This is a genomic window from Burkholderia sp. MSMB1072 (assembly GCF_001524725.1).
Classification (GTDB): Bacteria; Pseudomonadota; Gammaproteobacteria; order Burkholderiales; family Burkholderiaceae; genus Burkholderia.
The window spans coordinates 138631-157868 of sequence record NZ_LOYC01000012.1 but is presented as its reverse complement, the minus strand read 5'-3'; the positions used below and the strand labels follow the sequence as shown (position 1 = coordinate 157868).

At 63.1% G+C, this 19238-nt stretch carries 16 protein-coding genes and 1 pseudogene; 7 read left to right on the top strand and 10 right to left on the bottom strand.

The annotated features are described in order from the left end of the window. Together WS89_RS07550 and WS89_RS07545 are read right to left on the bottom strand one after the other, a co-directional pair. A pseudogene (locus WS89_RS07550) lies at positions 1 to 335 on the bottom strand (biotin/lipoyl-binding protein); the annotation flags it as partial. Positions 336 to 546: 211 nt separating this feature from the next. Beyond that, complete coding sequence (locus WS89_RS07545) at positions 547 to 1440, bottom strand: LysR family transcriptional regulator (RefSeq protein WP_059790282.1); 894 nt, start codon at positions 1438 to 1440, stop codon at positions 547 to 549. Between the two features lie 587 nt (positions 1441 to 2027). On the opposite strand from WS89_RS07545, the gene WS89_RS07540 reads away from it, so the two are divergent. Beyond that, positions 2028 to 3008: an AraC family transcriptional regulator gene (locus tag WS89_RS07540; protein WP_059498809.1), complete on the top strand. Its 981-nt coding sequence runs from the start codon at positions 2028 to 2030 to the stop codon at positions 3006 to 3008. 60 nt (positions 3009 to 3068) lie between these two features. On the opposite strand, the gene WS89_RS07535 is transcribed toward WS89_RS07540, so the two are convergent. The 3 genes from WS89_RS07535 to WS89_RS07525 all read right to left on the bottom strand — a co-directional run bounded on the left by WS89_RS07535 (position 3069) and on the right by WS89_RS07525 (position 6830). Next, the gene (locus WS89_RS07535; RefSeq protein WP_059790280.1) at positions 3069 to 4040 is read right to left on the bottom strand and encodes an aliphatic sulfonate ABC transporter substrate-binding protein; all 972 of its coding nucleotides are present in this window, start codon (positions 4038 to 4040) and stop codon (positions 3069 to 3071) included. A 287-nt stretch (positions 4041 to 4327) separates the two neighbouring features. Beyond that, positions 4328 to 5278: a LysR family transcriptional regulator gene (locus WS89_RS07530; protein WP_059790278.1), complete on the bottom strand. Its 951-nt coding sequence runs from the start codon at positions 5276 to 5278 to the stop codon at positions 4328 to 4330. 253 nt (positions 5279 to 5531) lie between these two features. Then, a complete protein-coding gene (locus WS89_RS07525; protein ID WP_059790276.1) occupies positions 5532 to 6830 on the bottom strand; it encodes an adenylosuccinate synthase in 1299 nt (432 codons plus the stop codon). Between the two features lie 141 nt (positions 6831 to 6971). Here WS89_RS07525 and gcvA point away from each other — a divergent pair, with 141 nt between their 5' ends. Further along, positions 6972 to 7877: a transcriptional regulator GcvA gene (gene gcvA, locus WS89_RS07520; protein ID WP_059790274.1), complete on the top strand. Its 906-nt coding sequence runs from the start codon at positions 6972 to 6974 to the stop codon at positions 7875 to 7877. Between the two features lie 171 nt (positions 7878 to 8048). Here gcvA and WS89_RS07515 read toward each other — a convergent pair whose 3' ends face one another. Then, entirely contained in the window at positions 8049 to 8363 is a 315-nt protein-coding gene (locus WS89_RS07515) for a hypothetical protein (RefSeq protein ID WP_059498804.1), read from the bottom strand. Between the two features lie 156 nt (positions 8364 to 8519). On the opposite strand from WS89_RS07515, the gene WS89_RS33655 reads away from it, so the two are divergent. Together WS89_RS33655 and WS89_RS07510 are read left to right on the top strand one after the other, a co-directional pair. Then, positions 8520 to 8867, top strand: coding sequence for a hypothetical protein (locus WS89_RS33655; RefSeq protein WP_156440521.1), 348 nt, complete (start codon positions 8520 to 8522; stop codon positions 8865 to 8867). A 1934-nt stretch (positions 8868 to 10801) separates the two neighbouring features. Continuing rightward, complete coding sequence (locus WS89_RS07510) at positions 10802 to 12118, top strand: replication initiation protein (protein ID WP_034208836.1); 1317 nt, start codon at positions 10802 to 10804, stop codon at positions 12116 to 12118. Positions 12119 to 12209: 91 nt separating this feature from the next. Here the strand turns inward: WS89_RS07510 and WS89_RS07505 are convergent, their stop codons facing one another. Continuing rightward, positions 12210 to 13241 (bottom strand): ParB/RepB/Spo0J family partition protein, encoded by a 1032-nt coding sequence (locus WS89_RS07505; RefSeq protein WP_059790273.1) that lies wholly within the window; start codon positions 13239 to 13241, stop codon positions 12210 to 12212. Then, entirely contained in the window at positions 13234 to 13929 is a 696-nt protein-coding gene (locus WS89_RS07500) for a ParA family protein (RefSeq protein WP_059790270.1), read from the bottom strand. Before WS89_RS07500 ends, WS89_RS07505 begins: the two co-directional genes overlap by 8 nt. Before the next feature lie 990 nt (positions 13930 to 14919). On the opposite strand from WS89_RS07500, the gene WS89_RS33650 reads away from it, so the two are divergent. Next, entirely contained in the window at positions 14920 to 15174 is a 255-nt protein-coding gene (locus tag WS89_RS33650) for a hypothetical protein (protein ID WP_156440520.1), read from the top strand. Positions 15175 to 15521: 347 nt separating this feature from the next. Here WS89_RS33650 and WS89_RS07495 read toward each other — a convergent pair whose 3' ends face one another. Both WS89_RS07495 and WS89_RS07490 read right to left on the bottom strand, forming a co-directional pair. Continuing rightward, complete coding sequence (locus tag WS89_RS07495; protein WP_059790268.1) at positions 15522 to 16538, bottom strand: AraC family transcriptional regulator; 1017 nt, start codon at positions 16536 to 16538, stop codon at positions 15522 to 15524. A gap of 129 nt (positions 16539 to 16667) precedes the next feature. Then, positions 16668 to 17792 (bottom strand): MBL fold metallo-hydrolase, encoded by a 1125-nt coding sequence (locus WS89_RS07490; protein ID WP_059790266.1) that lies wholly within the window; start codon positions 17790 to 17792, stop codon positions 16668 to 16670. Between the two features lie 83 nt (positions 17793 to 17875). Here WS89_RS07490 and WS89_RS07485 point away from each other — a divergent pair, with 83 nt between their 5' ends. Continuing rightward, positions 17876 to 18529: a TetR/AcrR family transcriptional regulator gene (locus WS89_RS07485; protein ID WP_059790263.1), complete on the top strand. Its 654-nt coding sequence runs from the start codon at positions 17876 to 17878 to the stop codon at positions 18527 to 18529. Positions 18530 to 18702: 173 nt separating this feature from the next. Continuing rightward, positions 18703 to 19194: a flavodoxin family protein gene (locus tag WS89_RS07480; protein WP_059498819.1), complete on the top strand. Its 492-nt coding sequence runs from the start codon at positions 18703 to 18705 to the stop codon at positions 19192 to 19194. Positions 19195 to 19238 lie beyond the last annotated feature (44 nt).

Here is a 19238-nt window from a genome sequence, read left to right as displayed (position 1 = left end):
TCCTTCGCAAGCGTCGCCTTCGCGCTGTTCAGCGCGGCGATGTACGGCGCCGGATCGATCTTGTAGAGGCGCTGGCCGGCCTTGACGTCGGTGCCTTCGGTGAATTCACGGCGCAGCACGATGCCGTCGACCCGGGCACGCACTTGCGCGACGAGAAATGCACTGGTGCGGCCCGGCAGTTCCGCCACCGCCGGCACGGCTTGCGGCTGGACGGTGACGACGCCGACTTCCGGCGTGGGCGGCGGCGGTGCCGATTCTTTTTTCCCGCACGCGGCCAGGAAAACGGCAGCCGTTGCGGCGGTGATTAAGCGGTATGGAACCCGTTCGACGCGCATGGAGCGACCTCTCACAATTAGACGACCTTCAATGGGAATCACCAGATCTCCTCATGGCCCTGACGCGCGGCGGACCTCCAGCTTCCTGTCCACCGCGGATGCGGACGCGTGTTGCGGGTGTGCGTTGCACCCTGCGAAGCGTTCGTGTACCGAACTGCTTCCGAAAAAGAACGGCAAGCCCGCGGTCCGGCGGGCTCGCGTTGCCGCGGGTTCAGCCAGACCGCTGGCTCGCGGGCCGGAACGCAGCGCCGACGAATTCGATGAACGCACGAGCGGCGGCCGGCAGACGCGCAGCGCGCGCATGCGCGAGCTTCAGCGTGACGGGCGCGAGCGGGTGGGCCGGCGCAACACGCACCAGCGTGCCGGCCGCCAGATCGGCGTCGACGAGATACGCGGGCAGCACCGTCGCGCCCATGCCGGCCACGGCCAGCCGCCGCGCCATCTCGAGATGGCCGACGCCCGTATTGCCGGGCGTCGCGCCGGACCGATTCCCGGCCGCGTGATCGTCGACAGCCGTCGGCTGCTCCAGCCGCACGGCCGCGATGTCCGGCCAGTCGCCCGACGCAGCCGCGCCTCCGTGCGCGGCGACGTAACCTGGCGCCGCGACCCGCACGGATTCGTACGCGGCCAGCGTATGCAGCGCATGGGCGCCGGACACCGGCATATCGTCCGTCAGGAACGCGACGTCGATGTCCTCGGCGGTCAGGTCGATGTGGGTATCGGTCAGCGTCACCGTCGGCCGCACGTCCGGAAACCGGTGCACGAAGCGATCGAGCAACGCGCTCAACTGGCTGAGCCCGAACGCGACCGGCGCGGCCACGCGCAATACGCCTTCCGGCTTGCTGCCCATCGCGACGAAGCGGCCGTCGATCTCGTCGATCGCGCCGAGAATCCGCTCGACGCGCGCGAGATACAGCTCGCCGATTTCCGTCAGCGACTGGTGGCTCGTGCTGCGTTGAAGCAGGCGCGCACCGAGGCGCGTCTCGAGCGCATCGACCAGCCGGCTCGCCATCGCCGTCGACACGCGCAACCGCGTCGCCGCCCGGCGAAACCCGCCTTCTCTTGCCACCGTCACGAATGCCCGAATCGATTGAAGTTGGTCCATTTGTCCGGATTTCCCTGCGCGAACGACTGCCCGTATGCCTGCACCGCCGCCGCGCCACAGCCGGCCCCCAACGGCCCGGCCAATGCGGCGGCACCGACACCGGCTCAGCCGGGTCGGCCGACACGTGCGACACGCACGGGCCGGCTTGCAACGGACGCAAACCGGCCTCGGCAAGCCCGATGCACGATCGTTCAATAGCAGTCCTGAGTCTTTTCCGGCGATTCGCGGGGCGACGCACGCGGCATGGCGGCGGCCGCGCATCACGCGGACGATGTTGCCCGCATCATCCGGGCGCGCTGAATCGCATTTCCTTCAGCAGGTGCAATGGTAGGGAAACCACCGAAAAATGGCTTGCCCGATCCTGCGATTGTTTTGCCTTAATTTCCGAATTTGTGCGCTGCACACCGTGCAACGACGACAGCACGATCGCCGACCATGCAGGTCCGGATGATCGGGCTAATTTCGGACAGGTTTAGGCAATCCCGCGCACGCAACTGGCCGTACGATGTGACCGCCGTGCCTGCACCGCGACAGCGGATCGCAGCCGCGCACATTGCATCGACCACGCCGCCACCCGCTTACGCAACATGGAAATCGACGCCGAAACGCCACCGCAACCGCGCAACCCGCCTGATCACGATGCTCGGACGCGCGCTCTGTCGCCCGCGGCCCGGCTCGCGGCGCTGATCGCTGCGTACGCGCCGCACGACGGCATGTTCGACCTCCCGTTGCGCGGCATGCGCGTCGCGCGCGCTTGCGCGCCGTCGCCGCAGTGGAACCACGGCGTGCACCACGCGTGCCTGAGCATCGTCGGGCAAGGCGCGAAGTCGATGCGGGTCGGCGACGAGACCTACCCGATCGACGAATCGCGGATGCTGGTCGCCACCGCCGACCTGCCCGTGACCGGACGCGTGACCCGCGCAAACCCGGCCGAGCCGTTCCTTTACGCGCAACTCGCGCTCGATCCGCACCGCATCGCGGCGCTCACGCCGGTGGTCTTTCCGCACGGGCTGCCGAAAACCGTCGACTACCGCGCGCTCGACACGCTCGACGCGACGCCCGAAATCGTCGACGCCGTCGCGCGGCTGATGCAACTGATCGCACAGCCCGACGACCTCGACCTGCTCGCACCGCTGATCGTCGACGAAATTCTCATCCGGCTGCTGCGCGGCCCGTCGGGCACACGCGTCGCGCAGATCGGCGACGCCGGTTCGACGACTCAACGGATCTCGCGCGCCGTCGCATGGATTCGCGACCACTACCTCGATCCGATAGCGGTCGACGCGCTCGCGCGACGGGTGGAGATGAGCCCGTCGACTTTCCACCATCACTTCCGTGCGGTCACGTCGATGAGCCCGTTGCAATGCCAGAAGGTGCTGCGGCTGCAGGAGGCGCGCCGCCTGATGTGCCTGTCGGCGATGGACGCGCGGCAGGCGTGCCGAAGCGTCGGCTATGTGAGCGCGTCGCAGTTCAGCCGCGAATACGCGCGGCTGTTCGGCGACGCGCCGGGCCGCGACGTCGCGAGACTGCGCGGCGAAGCGGTACCGCTGTCGCGCGTCGCACCATGAACGGATATCGCGACGGGTTCGCTGCTCACCGCGAACCCGATCGTCGGGCCGGCTCCCGGCTCATGCGAGCGAGGGCGGTGCGGCCAGGCTGACGTCGACGCGCTTCGGCAGGATGCCGGCCTGATGGAATACGTCCGCGATGCGCTGCTGGTACGCGAGCGTGTCGCGGGTGACGGGCTCGACACCGAAGCGTGCGCGGCGGAATGCGAGCGCCACGGCCGGCTCCGGAATCCCCCATAGCTTCGAGAATTCGGCCGCGCCCTGCGCGCGGTTCGCATCGAGCCAGCGCTGGATCGTCGCCAGTTCCGACACGGCCGCATCGAGCACGTCGGCATTGCGCTGCGCATACGTGCGCGATGCAAAGTAGTAGCCGCGGTTCTCGACGAGCCCCGTACCGTCCGCGACGATGCGCGCGCCGAAGGCCTGCTGGACCACCGCGAGAAACGGATCCCAGATGATCCACGCATCGACCGAGCGGTTCTCGAATGCGGCCCGCGCATCGGACGGCGACAACCAGACCGGCGTGACGTCGGTATAACCGAGCTTCGCGGCCTGCAACAGCCGGACCAGCAGGAAGTGCGTATTCGATCCCTTCACCAGCGCGATGCGCTTGCCGCGCAGGTCGGCAAAGGTCTTGACCGGCGAATCCTTCGCGACGACCACGGCTTCGGCTGCCGGACCGGCCGGCGTCTGCGCGTAGTAGACGAGCGGCGCGCCGGCCGCGAGCGCGAAAATCGGCGGCGCTTCGCCGACATCGCCGAAATCGATCGATCCCGCGTTCAGCGCCTCGAGTTGCGGCGGGCCCGACGGGAATTCGGTCCACGTGACGTTCACGCCGAGTGTCGCGAGCTTGCCCTGCAGCGTGCCGCGCGCCTTCAGCAGGCTGAGCGGCCCTTTCTGATAACCGATGCGCAATGTACGCGTGCCGGCCGAACTGGCCAGCGCAAGGCCCGGGTGGGCGGCGGCGCCTGCCGCGATTGCCAGGCCGGCATGAAGCAGCCGGCGGCGGGTACTGGAGTATCGATCTGCCATGTCGTTTCGGTTCGATGAACTGGGCGCGAGCGGAGCGCGCGCAGGCGATGAAGCAGGTCGAACCGATTCTAAAAGGCGGCCGCCGCACGCCGAACCAACGATGTTCGATATCGAAAGCAAGCGTTTTCATAAGGACCTGCCGCCGGCACGAGCAGCGTTGTCCGGAACCGTCCGTGTGCGCATACATTCGTCTCCCGATTTTAATGCAGGATTCCGAATCAATTACACCGGAAGACGGTGGTCGGTACTCACGATACCGACCTTGCGTAAATCAGGCCCTGTGTAAATCAGGAGTGACGGGACGGGCAGCAAGCGTTCAATGCGGCCTCGTCGGCGGCGAGCAGCTCGGGCACGCATTCCCGCAGGAAATCGACGAACGTGCGGATCTTCGCATCGAGATACTGACGCGACGCATACAACGTATAGACCGTCAGCTTCTGCAGCCGGTAGTCGGGCAGCACGCGCACCAGTGCGCCGCTCGCGAGCGCGGGCAGCGCAGCCGGTATCGGCAGCGAGCCGATCCCGAGCCCCGCGCGCAGAGCGGCGCCGAGCGCATCGGCGATATTCACCTGGAAATCGGGCACCGGTAGTTCGAACGTTTCGCGACCGTTCGGGCCGTCGAGATGCCAGCGGTCGCGCGGAAAAAGCGGCGTGACGATCTGCAGGCACGCATGGCCGGCGAGATCGCTCACCGTGCGCGGCGTGCCGCGCGTCTTCAGATAGGCAGGCGACGCGCACAACACGCTGCCCACGTCGCCGAGCCGCTGCGACACCAGCCCGGAATCGGGCAGCTCCGTCGTGCTCAGCTGCAGCGACACGTCGTAGCCTTCGTCGATGATGTCGGGCACGTGCTGCGACAGCGTCAGCTCGACCGCGACCGACGGATAGCGCTCACGGTAGCGCACGACCGCGGGCACCACGTAAGACTGGCCGAAGCTCGTCGTCGCGTGAACGTGCAGCCGTCCGGACGGCTTCGCCTGTGCATCGGCCGCCTCGGCTTCCGCTTCGTCGATATAGCCGAGGATACGCTGGCAGCGGTCGAGATAGCGCTGCCCGGCGTCGGTCAGCGCGATGCGGCGCGTGCTGCGGTTGAGCAGGCGCGTGCGCAGATGCGTTTCGAGTTGCGCGACCGAGCGCGACGCATAGGCCGTCGTGATGTCCAGGCGCTGGGCCGCGCTCGTGAAGCTGCCCTCCTCCGCGACCCGGACGAAAATGCGCATCATCTGTAACGTGTCCATCGACCTGTCCCCGGGATTGTCACGTCGCGCCACCGTGCCGCCGGCACACGCCGGTCTGGCGCGAATCGTGCGGAACAGTACAGCAGCGTTGCAGGCGTGTCCAGTTCGCCGTATGCGGCACGATCCGGATGCGGAATCGTGCCGCCGAGCCGCGCGTACATGCGTATCGAAGGTGCCGACAGCCAACGGAAGCGGTCGGCAAAAACCACCCGCCGACCATGAGCCCCTCGGCGCCCTTCGCGTCTCTCGCGCGTTACGCGGCGCCCGCCGCATCGAACGGATTGCACAACACGATCGTATCGTCGCGCTCCGCGCCGGTCGTGATCATCGAAACCGGCGCGCCCGCCACCGCTTCGATGCGCGCGATGAAGTCCTGCGCGGCTCGGGGCAGCGCCGCACGCTCGCGCACGCCCTTCACGGAGCCTTGCCAGCCTTCGAACCGTTCGTAGAGCGGCTTCGCGCGCGACTGCGCGTCGAGGCTCGCGGGCAGATGGTCGACACGCACGCCGTCGAATTCGTAACCGACGCACAGCTCGATCGACTCGAAGCCGTCGAGCACGTCGAGCTTGGTGAGCGCCAGCGAATCGATGCCCGAGACCCTCACGGCCTGACGCAATTGCGCGGCATCGAGCCATCCGCAGCGTCGCGGCCGGCCGGTATTGACGCCGAACTCCTGTCCGCGCGCACGCAGCGTTTCGCCGGTCGCGTCGGTCAGCTCGGTGAGGAACGGGCCGCCGCCGACCCGCGTCGCATACGCCTTCGTGACACCCAGCACGTGGCCGAGCTTCGCCGCACCGAGCCCGGTGCCGGCCGCCGCGGCCGACGCGACGGTGCCCGACGACGTCACGAACGGATACGTGCCCCAGTCGATGTCCAGCATCACGGCCTGCGAACCCTCGAACAGAATGCGCTCGCCTCGATCGGCCGCGTCGTTGAGGTCGGCCCAGACGGGACGCACGAACGGCAGGATCTTCGGTGCAAGCGCAACCAGCGTCGTCAGCATCGCGTCGCGATCGTACACGTCGAGCCCCAAGCCGCGGAACCACGCGTTGTGATGGTCGACGAGCACGTCGAGTTTGGCCGCGAGCCCGCCCGGTTCCGCGAGATCGCCGACGCGCAGCCCGCGACGCCCGACCTTGTCCTCGTAGGCCGGCCCGATCCCGCGCAGCGTGGTGCCGATGGGTTCGCGGCGCAAACGCTCCTGCGCCTGATCGATCGCACGGTGAATCGGCAGCACCAGCGTCGCATTCTCCGCGATCGACAGGTTGTTCGGCGTGACCGACAACCCGAGCGCGGCCATTCGCCCGATTTCCGCGAGCAGCGCTTCCGGGTCGAGCCCCACGCCGTTGCCGATCACGCCGCGCTTGCCGCGCACGATGCCGCTCGGCAGCAGCGCGAGCTTGTACGTGCGGCCACCGACGACCAGCGTGTGACCCGCGTTGTGGCCGCCGTTGTAGCGCGCGACGAGATCGGCCTGTGCGGCCAGCCAGTCCACGATGCGCCCCTTGCCTTCGTCACCCCATTGGGCGCCCACGACCACCACGTTCGGCATGTTCCGTACTCCATGTGAGAAATTCAGACACTTGTTCAGCCCAGGTCGGCCGTTTGTGTGCCATATTGGCGTAGCCGAATCGCCCGATCAAACGATTAAACCTGAACCCTCGTGTGAGTAAATTTCACGCGAACCGATGCAATGGCCCGACGACTCCCTCCGTTGAATTCGCTGCGCGCGTTCGAAGCCGCCGCGCGGCTCGGCAGTTTCACGCTGGCCGCCGACGAGCTGTGCGTCACGCACGGCGCGATCAGCCGGCATGTGCAGCAACTGGAAGCATGGCTCGGCCGGCCGCTGTTCGAACGCCACAACCGGCGCGTCGAACTGACCGCGGCCGGGCGCGCGTACCTCGCCGAGGTCGGCGCTTCGTTCGACCGGATCGCACTCGCCACCGCGCAGCACTTCGGCCATGCACAGCAGCGCGTACTGCGCGTCAGCGCGCCCGCGACGTTCTCGCTGCGCTGGCTCGTCCCCAAGCTGTCGTCGTTCCAGGTTGCGCATCCGGCTATCGAGGTGCGGCTGTCGACGTCGAACGAGCCGATCGAAAAGCTGCGCGACAAGGTCGACCTCATCGTTCGCGGCGGCCCGCAGGCCATCGATGGATACGTCGCGGAAGAGTTCCTGTCCGAAATCCGGCTGCCGGTGTGTGCGCCGAAGTTGCTGGAGGGCCGGTCGCTGGATACGCCCGCCGATCTCGCGGGCTTCACGCTGCTGCACGCGGCAACCTATCCGGGCATGTGGCCGGAATGGCTCGCCGCGGCCGGGCACCCGAATCTCGTCCCGCGACACTCGCTCACGCTCGAGCATTTCTACCTGACGCTGCAAGGCGCGCTCGACGGTCTCGGCGTCGCAATGGGGCCGATCGCGCTCGTGGCCGACGACATCGCCGAAGGCCGCCTCGTTCAGCCGTTCAGCGAACCGGCGCTGCCGCCGTGGCGCTACTTCACGTATGTGGCGTCGGCGCGGGCGGACGACGACGCCGTACGCGCGTTCAAGGACTGGTTGAAGGCAACGGGAAGCGCAACTGCGTCGGGTAGGCGGCGCTGACAGCCGCTGCATGCGTGTCGTGCCGTGCCTCTTCACGATAGGCAGGATTCCGAATCGAATTGGGTAAACGTGCGGACGTGCTTGCCTTCGTGCATCGCGACCGCGACGCACGCGGCAAGCCGCGGATCGAACCGTGGCTTGCCGCCGGACGACGCTTACCGGCTTACCGGCTTACTGGCTGGCTGCGGCGCCGGCCTTCTTTTCCGCGTTTTGCAGATTCTGCGGATAGTTCGGATCATTGGCCGCGGGCTTGTAACCGGCGTCTTCGAGTTTCTTCAGCTCGGCGGTGTTCTTCGCACGCGCAGCCTTGTGCTCGGCCTTGCGTTTGGCCCTGGCCGCCTTGCGCGCTTCGCTCTTCGCGGCCTTGGCGTCCTGTGCAGCCGGTGCGCTGGCGGCGTCGGTCTGCGCAAACGCCGGAACGGCCGAGCCGAACAGGAAAGCGGCTGCAGTCGCAGCCAGCGTGAGTTTTCTGATCTGGATTCGCATCGCTGAACTCTCTTTTTTGATGACCATCACGGTTTGAAAACCATCGAGATACCGCCCCTGCCCTGACCAGTCGTCATGTCGCGATCAGGACCAGAGCATCATAACCGTGTCGCAAAAAATGTGGCGCCAACGTGCTGACGGAATTGGGATACACGTATGGGAGACCCTTGGTTCGCGGGTTCGATGACGGAAATCGTTGGGCACGCGGCGACGCGCGGCGCCGACGGCTGTTTCACTGGTGGTGATATCGATACGCTCGTGCGCGACGTGGGTATCGTCGTGCTTGCACGATCGCCGCACAGTAGTCGATCCGTGCGTCGCGTCATCGTTCGACGCGGCTCGAACGACGGTTCCTCCCATAAACGACCACGATTCGCGTCGTCGGCGATCACGCTTATGTTGCGTCGTTGCGGCGTGCGGCGATTCGTCCGGCAACCGTTGCCGCCTTGTGACACAGAAGGCTGGCTGTGGAGGCAACGCTTGTTGTCGACTGGCAAGGTCTGACGAAAATGGCGGGGCTGTGGGAGTGGTGAAGACGTCGCATGATTGATTACACGAATGGGCCGAAATCCATCGTGAACGAGCAGCGCTCGTCTCGCGGATGTGCACATGGCTCTGTGAAGGCCGGTCTGCCCATGCGACGACCGGGCTTGCCGACGCATCGGGCGTCACGTATGGGGATGCTGATCGTTTCTTGTTTGCTCCCATCGATGATGCTTTGGCGGACGGAACGGCAATCTACACAGCTTGCTGATACCTGTGCTTCGCTTGATCGGTGAGCTTTTACGGGATTCCGGTTTTCGGAAAGGTGAGCATGTCCGGGAGCATCGTGGAATTCGATTACGGTGAGCTTCGGCACCGACGGCATCTTCACGTTGGCTCGCAACGATCTCGATGCATCCCGTCAAGATCGTCCCCGGCCGGCCCCACTCTGTGCGGTGGCATTTCGGCACCCGGTTCGTTTTCGAGCCTCGTGTGAGTCCCTCGTTGCCTGTGACGGGTACAGCACGACTTCCCGGGTGGGGCTCCAAAGGTAGAAAAACGGATGGGCGTGGAGATGAAAAACAGCCCGGCGCGGATTCCTCGCGGCACAGTCCACAGGCTAAATTTGACGAGCGGCATCACAGGCGATCGACAAAAACTTGTCCGCAGACGATGCGGCGCGAGTACAAAAAACCACTCGTAGGCAATCCGGGATGATTTCGAACTGCAGTGGAGGAAAGCAAGGGATCCATGCCGCCGGTCAATCACAGGTGCCAAGAGGGCCACCGGGCAAGTTTTTGGGTCCCATAAACGGGAACCTCTACGCTGAATCCGGGGATTTCTTCCCATAAGTTTCTACGTTTCGATATTTGTGAGTGGGCGCTCACCTCTTCGGGAAGTCTTGTCAGGCTTGAAGTCGTCCAGGAACAGGCCTCAAACGGGGGCCGCGTCAGCCTGGGTCGAGCGTTCCGGGCGTCTGGTATCCCACAGACGGCTCCCATTGGTAGCGGTTTATGGGGTTCGTCTTTCTGTGCAAGCACACGTGTGTTTACATCTTTGGTAAACCACGTTTACTTCTTTAACTACTTTTAGACGGCTCACAGCCTTGTCGGGTAAGGGTTTGAGCGGTGTTCGGTACCCATTTATGGGAGCACAGGTGGAAGGACATGGGGTTTCAGGTCTGTGGATTTGGGGTTTGGGGTACCGGGTTATGGGGAATCAGGGTTGTGGATATGGGGCGAACGTATCCGGTTATGGGAAATCGACCGTAGATCGCGCTGGGTAGTCGTCTATGGGAACCCATGAAGGTAGCCTTTTCTGGGATGTTTTTCTCGGTCGGTAGTTGGATATTGGCACAGCGATTTTCGTAGGGTAGCCAGTTATGGGAAGCCTCGAAGGTACCCATTCATGGGAGTGGGTCTTGATCAATTCGGCGCCTTTTGCACAAGGACCCCGCGAAGCGTTCCCATAGACAGGGCCGAGGCCGTGGACAGGTTACCTTTTATGGGGAAAATAGATGGTTGCCGTTTATGGGAGCGTTTTCTACCGTCAGGACGAAAAACAATTCCGTCGACGATGCTGACGGGTAGCCTCCTATGGGAATCGATGAAGGTAGCAATTTATGGGAGAAACCTCGGTCGTGTTGCAGGGCACCACGCATCCTCCCGGCGCTCTCGATTCCGCTCATTTTCTCCCATGGATGGGTACCTTCGCGGTGGCAAATCTTGTGCCGGGTTTCTCTGTCCACCCGGGAAAGGTAGCGGCTTTTGGGAGACTTTTTGAGCGAAAGGTAGACGGATATGGGGCCCTGTACAAACCGCGCAACCTTGGTTTTCCCTTTTATATCCGCTAGTTATGTCGGATAGTGAAAGTGATGCTGGAACGAGGACGTTGCTCCGCGGCACGAAAAGGTATAAAGTCCGCTTTCAATAAGGCAACCTTACCCGGACACTACGATGCCGCGCAAGCCCGCAAGCAAAGGCTCAGACAAACAGGTTTCGCTGTTTCAGACACCCGAGCCTCCCGACTTGCTGCGCAAGGCGGTCCAGGCGATTCATATCGCACCGAAGTCGGGAAAGATCGGTCTGCAGCAGCGCAAGATGTTCAGCTCGTTGATCAAGAACGCGCTTCGGCAGGAGGCGTTCGAACCGGGCCGGACGAGCTTCTCGATCTCGATCGCGTCGCTGTCGCACGAGAGCGGATTGAACAGCAACAACACGAAGTACGTGAAGGACACGGTCAACTCGTTGATCAGTACCGTCGTCAACTGGGACTACCTGGCCGCGGACCGTTCGACGGTCTGGAAAGCGTCGGGCCTGCTCGCCGGCGCCGAACTCGAGCAATCGGTGTTGAAGTACAGCTTCTCCGACCAGATCCGCAGCGAACTGCTCAATCCCGAAATCTACGCGTTGATCGATATGCGGATCGCCCGCGAATTCCGGCGGTCGCACTCGCTCGCGCTGTGGGAAAACACGGTGCGCTACGAAGGGATCGGCATCACCGCGAAGATTCCGCTGCCGAAATTCCGTGACCTCATTCTCGGTCAGGACAAGGCATCGCAGTCGTACAAGGAATACAAGCTGTTCAAGAGCAAGGTGCTGGTGCCGTGCATCCAGGAGGTGAACGAAGTATCGGACCACACGCTCGAGCTGATCGAACACAAATCCGGCCGCAGCGTGGAAGCGGTGCAATTCAAGGTGACACGCAAGGAAAGTACCGATACGGTCGAAGACGGCGACGTCAAGAACGAAGCGCTGGTCGACGAGGTCGCGAAGTTCGGTATTCCGCGCTCGGAAGCGCGCCGGCTGATCACGCAATACGGCGTGCAGCGCATCAAGGCGGCGATCGCCTATACGCTCAATCGGACTACGAAGAAGAATGCGGCGCCCGTCGACAACGTGGCCGCGTATTTCCGCAAGGCTTTGACGCACGGTTACACGCTGGCCGATGGGCAGGGGACCGAAACGGTCGCGCCGGCGAAGGAATCCGCGCAGAGCAAGCAGGAACAGATTCGCGACAAGTATCTGGCGGCGAAGGTCGAGGAAGCCGGTGCGTATTTCCGCGAACTGGAGATCGACGACCAGACCAAGCTGATCGAGCGTTACAACGAGACGGTGGCGGGTTCGAAGGACTTGACGTTGTCGCCGAAAAAGAAGGCGAGCAAGCTGGCGCAGACCAGCTTCTTCCGATGGCTCGCGCTCGACACCTGGGGCGAGCCGACCTCGGACGACCTGCTGGAATTCCTGCTCAAAAGCAGCCTCGCCGGCAACTGAACGAGGCCTCGCTACCGTGCCGTGCGCCGGACCGTCGTGCGGTTCGGCTTCGCGACGCAGCGCGGAGGCGAGGCCTTGTGCCGGTGGCGCGTTACTTCGACGTGGCCGTCGCCAGATCGGCGACGTACGCGTCGATGACGGTCTTGAGCTTGTCGGCAAGCGCTTCCTGGTGGGATGCGTCGACGCCCTTGAGCTGCAGGTCCAGACGCCCGTCCGGATAAGTCTTCAATTGGCCGATCGCGCGCGATTCGAGCGCGAAGTCATGACGAACGCTGTAGCGCGTGCGTCCGGCCTTCTTGGCGCCGTCGCTCTGCGTCCGTAGGAAATTCTCGAGATCGCGGACGGATTTCTTCCGGTCGATCACGGCCGTCAGCAGCCGGTCGGCCGTCGGCTCGCCCAGGCGTTCGAAGATCAGCTTCAGGAAGTACGCGGCCTGCAGACCGACCACGTCGCTCGCACTGGCCATCCGTTCCAGCAGCGTGTTCGGCAACGCATTCAGCGACAGCGTCTTGCTGATCGATGCCTTGTCCTTGCCGATTTTCTCTGCCAGCGTGTTCTGGTCGGCAAAGACTTTTTCGTCCAGGAGGCGCTTCCACGCGACCGCATCGTCGAAGATCGTCTGGCGTTCGTGGTCGTGGTTCGCCCGATACGCGATCGTATAGAGTTGCTCGGGGGTGTGATCCGTGCGGAACGTCGCATTGATCGTTTCGTCGCCGTTGATGCTCGTCGCACGCAGCCGGCGTTGCCCGTCGATCACGACGAGCTTGCCGGGAAACTCGGGGAGCCGCGTGACCTTGATCGGCTCGATCTGCCCTTCCCGCTTCAACGTCAGTGCGAGTTCGTGCAGGCTCGATTCCGAGTAGAACACGCGCGGGTTGAACGGGTTCGGGATGCAGTCCTTGACCAGCACTTTCTGCGGCGCGCCCAGATCGGGCGTACCGGCGGGCGCGGTTGCTGCCGAGGCACTGGCGAGCGTCGCTTCGACGACGGCAGCCGATGCGGCCGCCGGCTCGGGCAGCCGCGTCTCGAGTGCCGCATTTTCCTGCGCGAGCCCGCGCAACAGGCCGGCTGCCAGATGCAGGTTGCCGGCAGGCTTCTTGTCTTTCGAGGTGTCCTTAGCCATGGGCGGCTCCGGTAGCGCGCGTCGACGCGATGTATTGGGCCATTTCCGTGACCAGCTTTTCGATTTCCGCGCGGGCTTCCTTCAAGCCCTTCAGGTATCGATTGTGGTGATGGATCGTGGTGCCCAGTGCGAACGTCTGACGATAGACCTCGCGTTGCGCGATCTGGCTATCGAGCAGATGCTCCCCTATTTCTTCAGCTCTTAGAATTTTTAAAATTTCTTCACGCATTTTAGTTTTTCCATTGACACTATTCAGCATTAATGCGGAAGAAAGTTGAGGATTTCGAACGGCGCGCATCGACTCGATCATGCGGATCATCGCGACGGTGCTGTACAGATCGGCCGGCGACGGCGAAAGCGGCACGAGGCAGAAGTCCGCCACTTCGAGGACGGATGCAATACGCGGGTCTTCGAGGTTCCCAGGGCAATCGATGACGATTACGTCGAAATTTGCGTCCTGCTTCTTGATCTCGCCGCCGATGCCGCGGCCGGCGGGCGCCAGCGACAGGACCGTCATCGGGAGTGTGTTCTCGCCACTTGTGACCCAACGGACCGAAGTGCCTTGAGGGTCGGCATCGATCAGCGCGACCTTGTTGCCGCCGGCTTCGAACGCAGCCGCGATGTTGACGGAGATGGTTGTCTTTCCAGTTCCACCTTTTTGATTACTGACGGCGATCTTGAAAGCCATTGAATTCCTCCACGGAGTTTTGCGTAATATATGTAGTTATTCTTCGAATGTCCAGAAAATTGCTCCGAATCATGAATGTTCTATTGATCGTTGTGGTTGTTATGTGACAAATAGGCCGAATGGCCGGGTGCTATACACGGACAGTGATTCGATAAAGGCCATCGATCAAGATTGAAGAAAGAACAATAAACAACAGAAATCCAACTGTCTTTGGCATCAGTAACGAAGCCATTGCACGGAGACTTGGCGCCTCATCGTGCGTTGATCTCACTCGTGGCTCGATATGAACGCATGCCCGTGATGTTGTCTGCGGCGCGAAAACAGACAGTTGTCACGTGACAAGTCGCCTGGCACTCGATTCTTTCTAGAGATGTACGTTGCAGAGAAGTCCTTGACGCGATTGCGACTCGGGCGGCGGAGAAATTGCTTTATTCCGATTAGGGCCCGTGACGACGTCCGCTGATGTGGCAACGAGATGAGTTGTCACGTGACAAACGCCTCGAAGCGGACCCCCGGAGCGACTTTGCGATCCTTAAGGCGTAGTCATGGTTGAGCCAGCCCTCAGGGCGTAGGAAGCATATGCTCGGAGGAGGCATCGTCGGTAGCTTTGGGTCCGCAGGACTCGGGAGCGCATCGATGAGTTGTCACGTGACAACAAGAGCCGATGTCTGGTAGCTGGGCAGCGGGAAGCTATATAAAGTGATGCGCACCGGCCGGAGTTGAAAAGGACCGCGACCGGCTGGGATGGCGAGGCCCAGATCCGATGGCGGCTGATCACTCTGTCGTCGCACGTGCGCCCGTACGCTGACACGACGCCCCTAAGCAAATGCCAAGGCATGTCTCTACGGAGATATCGCAGCGACGTCGATATGTCCCTATTTAAATGAGGAGACTTTGGCGTTGCCGCTCATGCCGGTCAATAGGGCGGGGGCTGGCTTCGCTACAAATATCGGTGCTGTACGCGGACCGCAAAGCGCGAGATTACCACGCATGTGGGCAGCAATTGGCGCTGAATCCGTGCGCCGGATCGATGTGACGATCCAAACAGGCCGGGTCGTGAAACATTCTTCGAAAATCGATGTCTGCCGGAAATCCTTGTGTAGCAATGGCTTGCGCCATATTCTTCATGTTGTTTCACGCAAAATGGACGCGGTGGCGCTGAGAAATGGGGCTGTATGCTATTTCGGCGCACCAGCGTTGAAAATCGATGTGACCAAGCGCAGATTCGTTTTTATTAGTACGTGATTTGTGGTTTTTGATACGTTTTTGGATGGAGAGCCGCAGAAGGTCGTCGATGTACCAGAAGATCCGTGCCCTTTGAATCTCGTCGAGTCGCCAATCCACCCAACGTACGTCGATATTTAGCTCCAGTTGTCACGTGACAACGCATGTGTCGGCTCCCCGATTCCGGGAATCTCGACGCATCGCGAGAAGAAGCTCAGGCCGAAGGAGCGGGAACGAATCCTGGGGGCGACCAGTACAACGTAGTCTCCGGAAAAGGAATTGTCCACTTAACCCGCATGCGAGCAGCCGATCCGAACTTTTACTGAGCCCCTCCAATGCCGGCACATCTCCACCGCCGCTTGGCGCAATCAATAACTCGCCACGATCGATAGCGAGACGTCCGCGCCACCTCGCAGGCTATCGATATCCCTTCGCGGAGAATTACCGAACAGCCGGCTATATTCCCGGTTGAACTGGGTTGGGCTCGCATACCCGACGCGGAAGGCCGCCGACGCAGCGTCGAGCCGCTCGGCCAGCATCAGCCGACGTGCCTCGTTGAGCCGTATCCATTTCTGATACTGCAACGGACTCATGCCTGTGAGCTGACGGAAGTGGTGATGGAAGGTCGAACTGCTCATCTGAACCTGCGCCGCGAGATCATCGACGCGCAACGACTCGTCATAGTGTGCGCGCAACCACCGGATCGCGCGTGACACGCGGTTGCACTGACTGCCGGTGGACGCAATCTGGCGTAGCCGGGCGCCCTGATCGCTCGTCAGCAGCCGATAGTAAATTTCCCGCTCGACGTACGGTGCGAGAACGGGAATGGCGCTCGGGTCGTCCAGCAGCGCGAGTAACCGGTTCAGCGCGTCGTAGAGCGGTTCGGTCATGTCGCCGACGACGAGTCCGCGGCCTGCAGGCGTATCGTCGTGATCCGGTGCGACTTGCATCATCAACTCGGCCATGACGCGGAAATCGAGCTTGAGGCCCAGCCCGAGAAACGGTTTGTCGGAGCTGGCCTCGATGATCTGCGTCGAACCAGGCAGATCGAGGGACGTGATCAGAAAGCGGTCGGCGTCGTAAATATAGGCGTCCCCGCTTTGCATGACCCGCTTCGCGCCCTGAACGACGAGGCCGAAGCTCGGTTCGACCATGCATTCCATCGGCAGCGTTGGTGCTTCCCTTCGATGAAAGCTCAGGTTGGGAATGGCCGTGTTGAAGTGATCGACACCTTCGGTCCATTTCGCGACGCGCTCTGCAAGCGTCTGTCGCAGCTCGTTCTCGCGGCTGCGGCGGGTCGAACGGTGGCCTGTATGATCAAACGCCGCGATGCCGACGTCATCGTCTCGTTGGCCGGGTATGTATCGGACGGGTACCGGATGCATGACTTCTCTACTCGGGTAATCGGAACGACGGACAGCCCGCCGACGTGCAAGGAGGAGGCCAACAACGCGTGCACCGCCCGGAATCGCGACACCACCATCGGCCCGGAAGGCACGTAGCGCCCTGGTGGACTACTTCGTCGCCTGCGATGCGCAAAACTGCCAGCGTCGCGATTTCGTCGCCGGCGCTGCCGCGCGCTCGTCGACCGTACGCCACCAACGCTCACCACGATGCGGTGCGCCGAGATCGACGCGCTCGCCCATCCTCGGCGTCGACAGCTCGATGCCGCGCACGAGCGCCAACGCCGTGACACGCTCGAACGGCTCCTGCCAGCGGTGCATGGCGAGGTCGAACGTGCCGTTGTGGATCGGGATCAGCCAGCGTCCGCGCAAATCGATGTGCGCCTGCACGGTTTCTTCCGGCTGCATGTGCACGTACGGCCATTGCGCATCATAGGCGCCTGTTTCGATCAGCGTGACGTCGAACGGCCCGAGGCGCTCGCCGATCTCCCGGAAGCCGTCGAAATAGCCCGTATCGCCGCTGAAGAACAGGCGCAGGTCGTCGTCGACGATCACCCACGACGCCCATAGCGTGCTGTTGCCGTCGAACAGGCTACGGCCGGAGAAGTGCTGGGCGGGCGTCGCCGTCAGCGTCAGCCCGGCCACGTCCATGCTTTGCCACCAGTCGAGCTGGCGGACCTTGTTCGCGTCGATACCCCATTCGATCAGCCGATCGCCGACGCCCAGCGTCGTCACGAACACGCTCGTGGTTGCGGCGAGCGCGAGCACCGTGTCGCGGTCGAGGTGATCGTAATGATCGTGCGACAGGATCACGCCGCGCAGCGGCGGAAGATCTTCCAGCGCGATCGGCGGTGCATGAAAGCGCTTGGGGCCGATGCGCCGAAACGGCGACGCGCGCTCGGCAAAGACCGGATCGGTCAGCCAGAATTCGCCGCGCAATTTCAGCAGCAGCGTCGAATGGCCGAGCCGGTACAGGCTGCGATCGGGCGCCGCGTCGAGCTCCGCGCGGGCCAGCGAATCGACGGGCAAGGCACCGGCGGGCACGGTATGACGCGGCTTGTTGACCAGCATGTTCCACGCGATTCTCAACGTCTTTCCCAATCCTTCGGCAGGCCGCGGTGCGACATTGGCAAAGCGCTCGCCATTGTGCTGCGGCGAACTGCCGGACAGCGTCCGGCCACGTCGGGCTGCCGCGAACCCAAGAATGCGGTGAATCAAAACGAGAGGCGATGCCATGTCGGTTCGTCCGGAGAATAAAGTACACTGAACAGTGTAGTTTATTTTTGGGATAAGTAAACTGCCCGGTGTAAAATTTCCAAATGGATACCAGCACTCCCCCTCAGCGTCTGACCGACCGAAAGCGCGCAGCCATCGTCGACGCGGCAATCGAGGAATTTCTTGCGGCGGGCTACGATGCGACGAGCATGGATCGCATCGCTGCGCGCGCGGACGTGTCGAAGCGCACCGTCTACAACCACTTCCCGGGCAAGGAGACGCTCTTCGCCGCGATCCTGAACAAGCTGTGGGATGCGACCCGGACGGGCAACTCGCCGACCTATCGCGCCGACGTGCCGCTGCGCGAGCAACTGCTCGCGCTGCTCGACCGCAAATTGCGGTTGATGAACGACGAGGCGTTTATCGCGCTGGCGCGTGTCGCGATCGGCGCGGCCATTCATTCGCCGGAACGGGCGCGCGACATGGTCGAACGCCTCGGCGAGCGCGAGGAAGACGTCACGATCTGGGTGCGAGCGGCTGCGGCCGCCGGTCGTCTGTCGGTCGCCGATCCGGTGTTCGCCGCGCATCAGTTGCATGGGGCCGTGAAGGCATTCGCATTCTGGCCGCAGATCACGATGGGTCAGCCGCCGTTGACGGCGCAGGAGCAGCAGAAAGTGGCGGAATCGGCTGCCGACATGTTCCTCGCGTACTACGCGCGACCGGACGACGGCACAGCAGCGCATCGCACGCAGGACTGAACGCGCGAGCGGAAGCACCCGCAAGCACGGGCGAATCGAAATCGTTGCAATGCGCGAAACCGCCCAATCCGCGGAAAACGACCGAAAAATGGCGTCCATCCGTGCCGACCGGCCATCGGGCCAAACTCGACGATACCGTCGGCGCATCCAAAGCCGATTGCGAGCAACTATCCATGAAGACGCTGTTGATCGTCTATCACACGATGACCGGAGGCACGCAGCAGATGGCCGAAGCAGCTGCCGGTGCGGCACGCGAGCAGCCCGGCGTCGACGTCAGGCTGCAGCGCGCGGACGCGACGAGTGCAGACGACGTGCTGGCCGCCGACGCGTACCTGTTCGCGACGCCGGAGAATCTTGCGGCGATGTCGGGGCTGATGAAGGATTTCTTCGATCGCTGCTACTACGCGGCGCTCGATCGCGTGAACGGCCGTCCGTATGCGGCGATGATCTGCGCGGGAAGCGACGGACAGAACGCATTGCGCCAGATCGACCGGATTGCGACCGGATGGCGGCTGAAAAACGTCGCGCCCGGCCTGATCGTCTGCACGCATGCGCAGACGCCGGAGCGTATTCTCGCGACGAAGACGATCGACCGCGACGCGCTCGCACGTTGCGCCGAACTGGGCGCAGGGCTTGCCGCTGGGCTGGCGCTGGGCATTTTCTGATGACGGATGCGGCGGCGCCGATCCGCCGAATCGACGAAGGCACG

Coding starts and splice junctions, on each gene's coding strand:
- WS89_RS07545 (WP_059790282.1), bottom strand. CDS start 1,440: ATGGACCAACTTCAATCGATTCGGGCATTCGTGACGGTGGCAAGAGAA.
- WS89_RS07540 (WP_059498809.1), top strand. CDS start 2,028: ATGGAAATCGACGCCGAAACGCCACCGCAACCGCGCAACCCGCCTGAT.
- WS89_RS07535 (WP_059790280.1), bottom strand. CDS start 4,040: ATGGCAGATCGATACTCCAGTACCCGCCGCCGGCTGCTTCATGCCGGC.
- WS89_RS07530 (WP_059790278.1), bottom strand. CDS start 5,278: ATGGACACGTTACAGATGATGCGCATTTTCGTCCGGGTCGCGGAGGAG.
- WS89_RS07525 (WP_059790276.1), bottom strand. CDS start 6,830: ATGCCGAACGTGGTGGTCGTGGGCGCCCAATGGGGTGACGAAGGCAAG.
- gcvA (WP_059790274.1), top strand. CDS start 6,972: ATGGCCCGACGACTCCCTCCGTTGAATTCGCTGCGCGCGTTCGAAGCC.
- WS89_RS07515 (WP_059498804.1), bottom strand. CDS start 8,363: ATGCGAATCCAGATCAGAAAACTCACGCTGGCTGCGACTGCAGCCGCT.
- WS89_RS33655 (WP_156440521.1), top strand. CDS start 8,520: ATGGGAGACCCTTGGTTCGCGGGTTCGATGACGGAAATCGTTGGGCAC.
- WS89_RS07510 (WP_034208836.1), top strand. CDS start 10,802: ATGCCGCGCAAGCCCGCAAGCAAAGGCTCAGACAAACAGGTTTCGCTG.
- WS89_RS07505 (WP_059790273.1), bottom strand. CDS start 13,241: ATGGCTAAGGACACCTCGAAAGACAAGAAGCCTGCCGGCAACCTGCAT.
- WS89_RS07500 (WP_059790270.1), bottom strand. CDS start 13,929: ATGGCTTTCAAGATCGCCGTCAGTAATCAAAAAGGTGGAACTGGAAAG.
- WS89_RS33650 (WP_156440520.1), top strand. CDS start 14,920: ATGTGGGCAGCAATTGGCGCTGAATCCGTGCGCCGGATCGATGTGACG.
- WS89_RS07495 (WP_059790268.1), bottom strand. CDS start 16,538: ATGCATCCGGTACCCGTCCGATACATACCCGGCCAACGAGACGATGAC.
- WS89_RS07490 (WP_059790266.1), bottom strand. CDS start 17,792: ATGGCATCGCCTCTCGTTTTGATTCACCGCATTCTTGGGTTCGCGGCA.
- WS89_RS07485 (WP_059790263.1), top strand. CDS start 17,876: ATGGATACCAGCACTCCCCCTCAGCGTCTGACCGACCGAAAGCGCGCA.
- WS89_RS07480 (WP_059498819.1), top strand. CDS start 18,703: ATGAAGACGCTGTTGATCGTCTATCACACGATGACCGGAGGCACGCAG.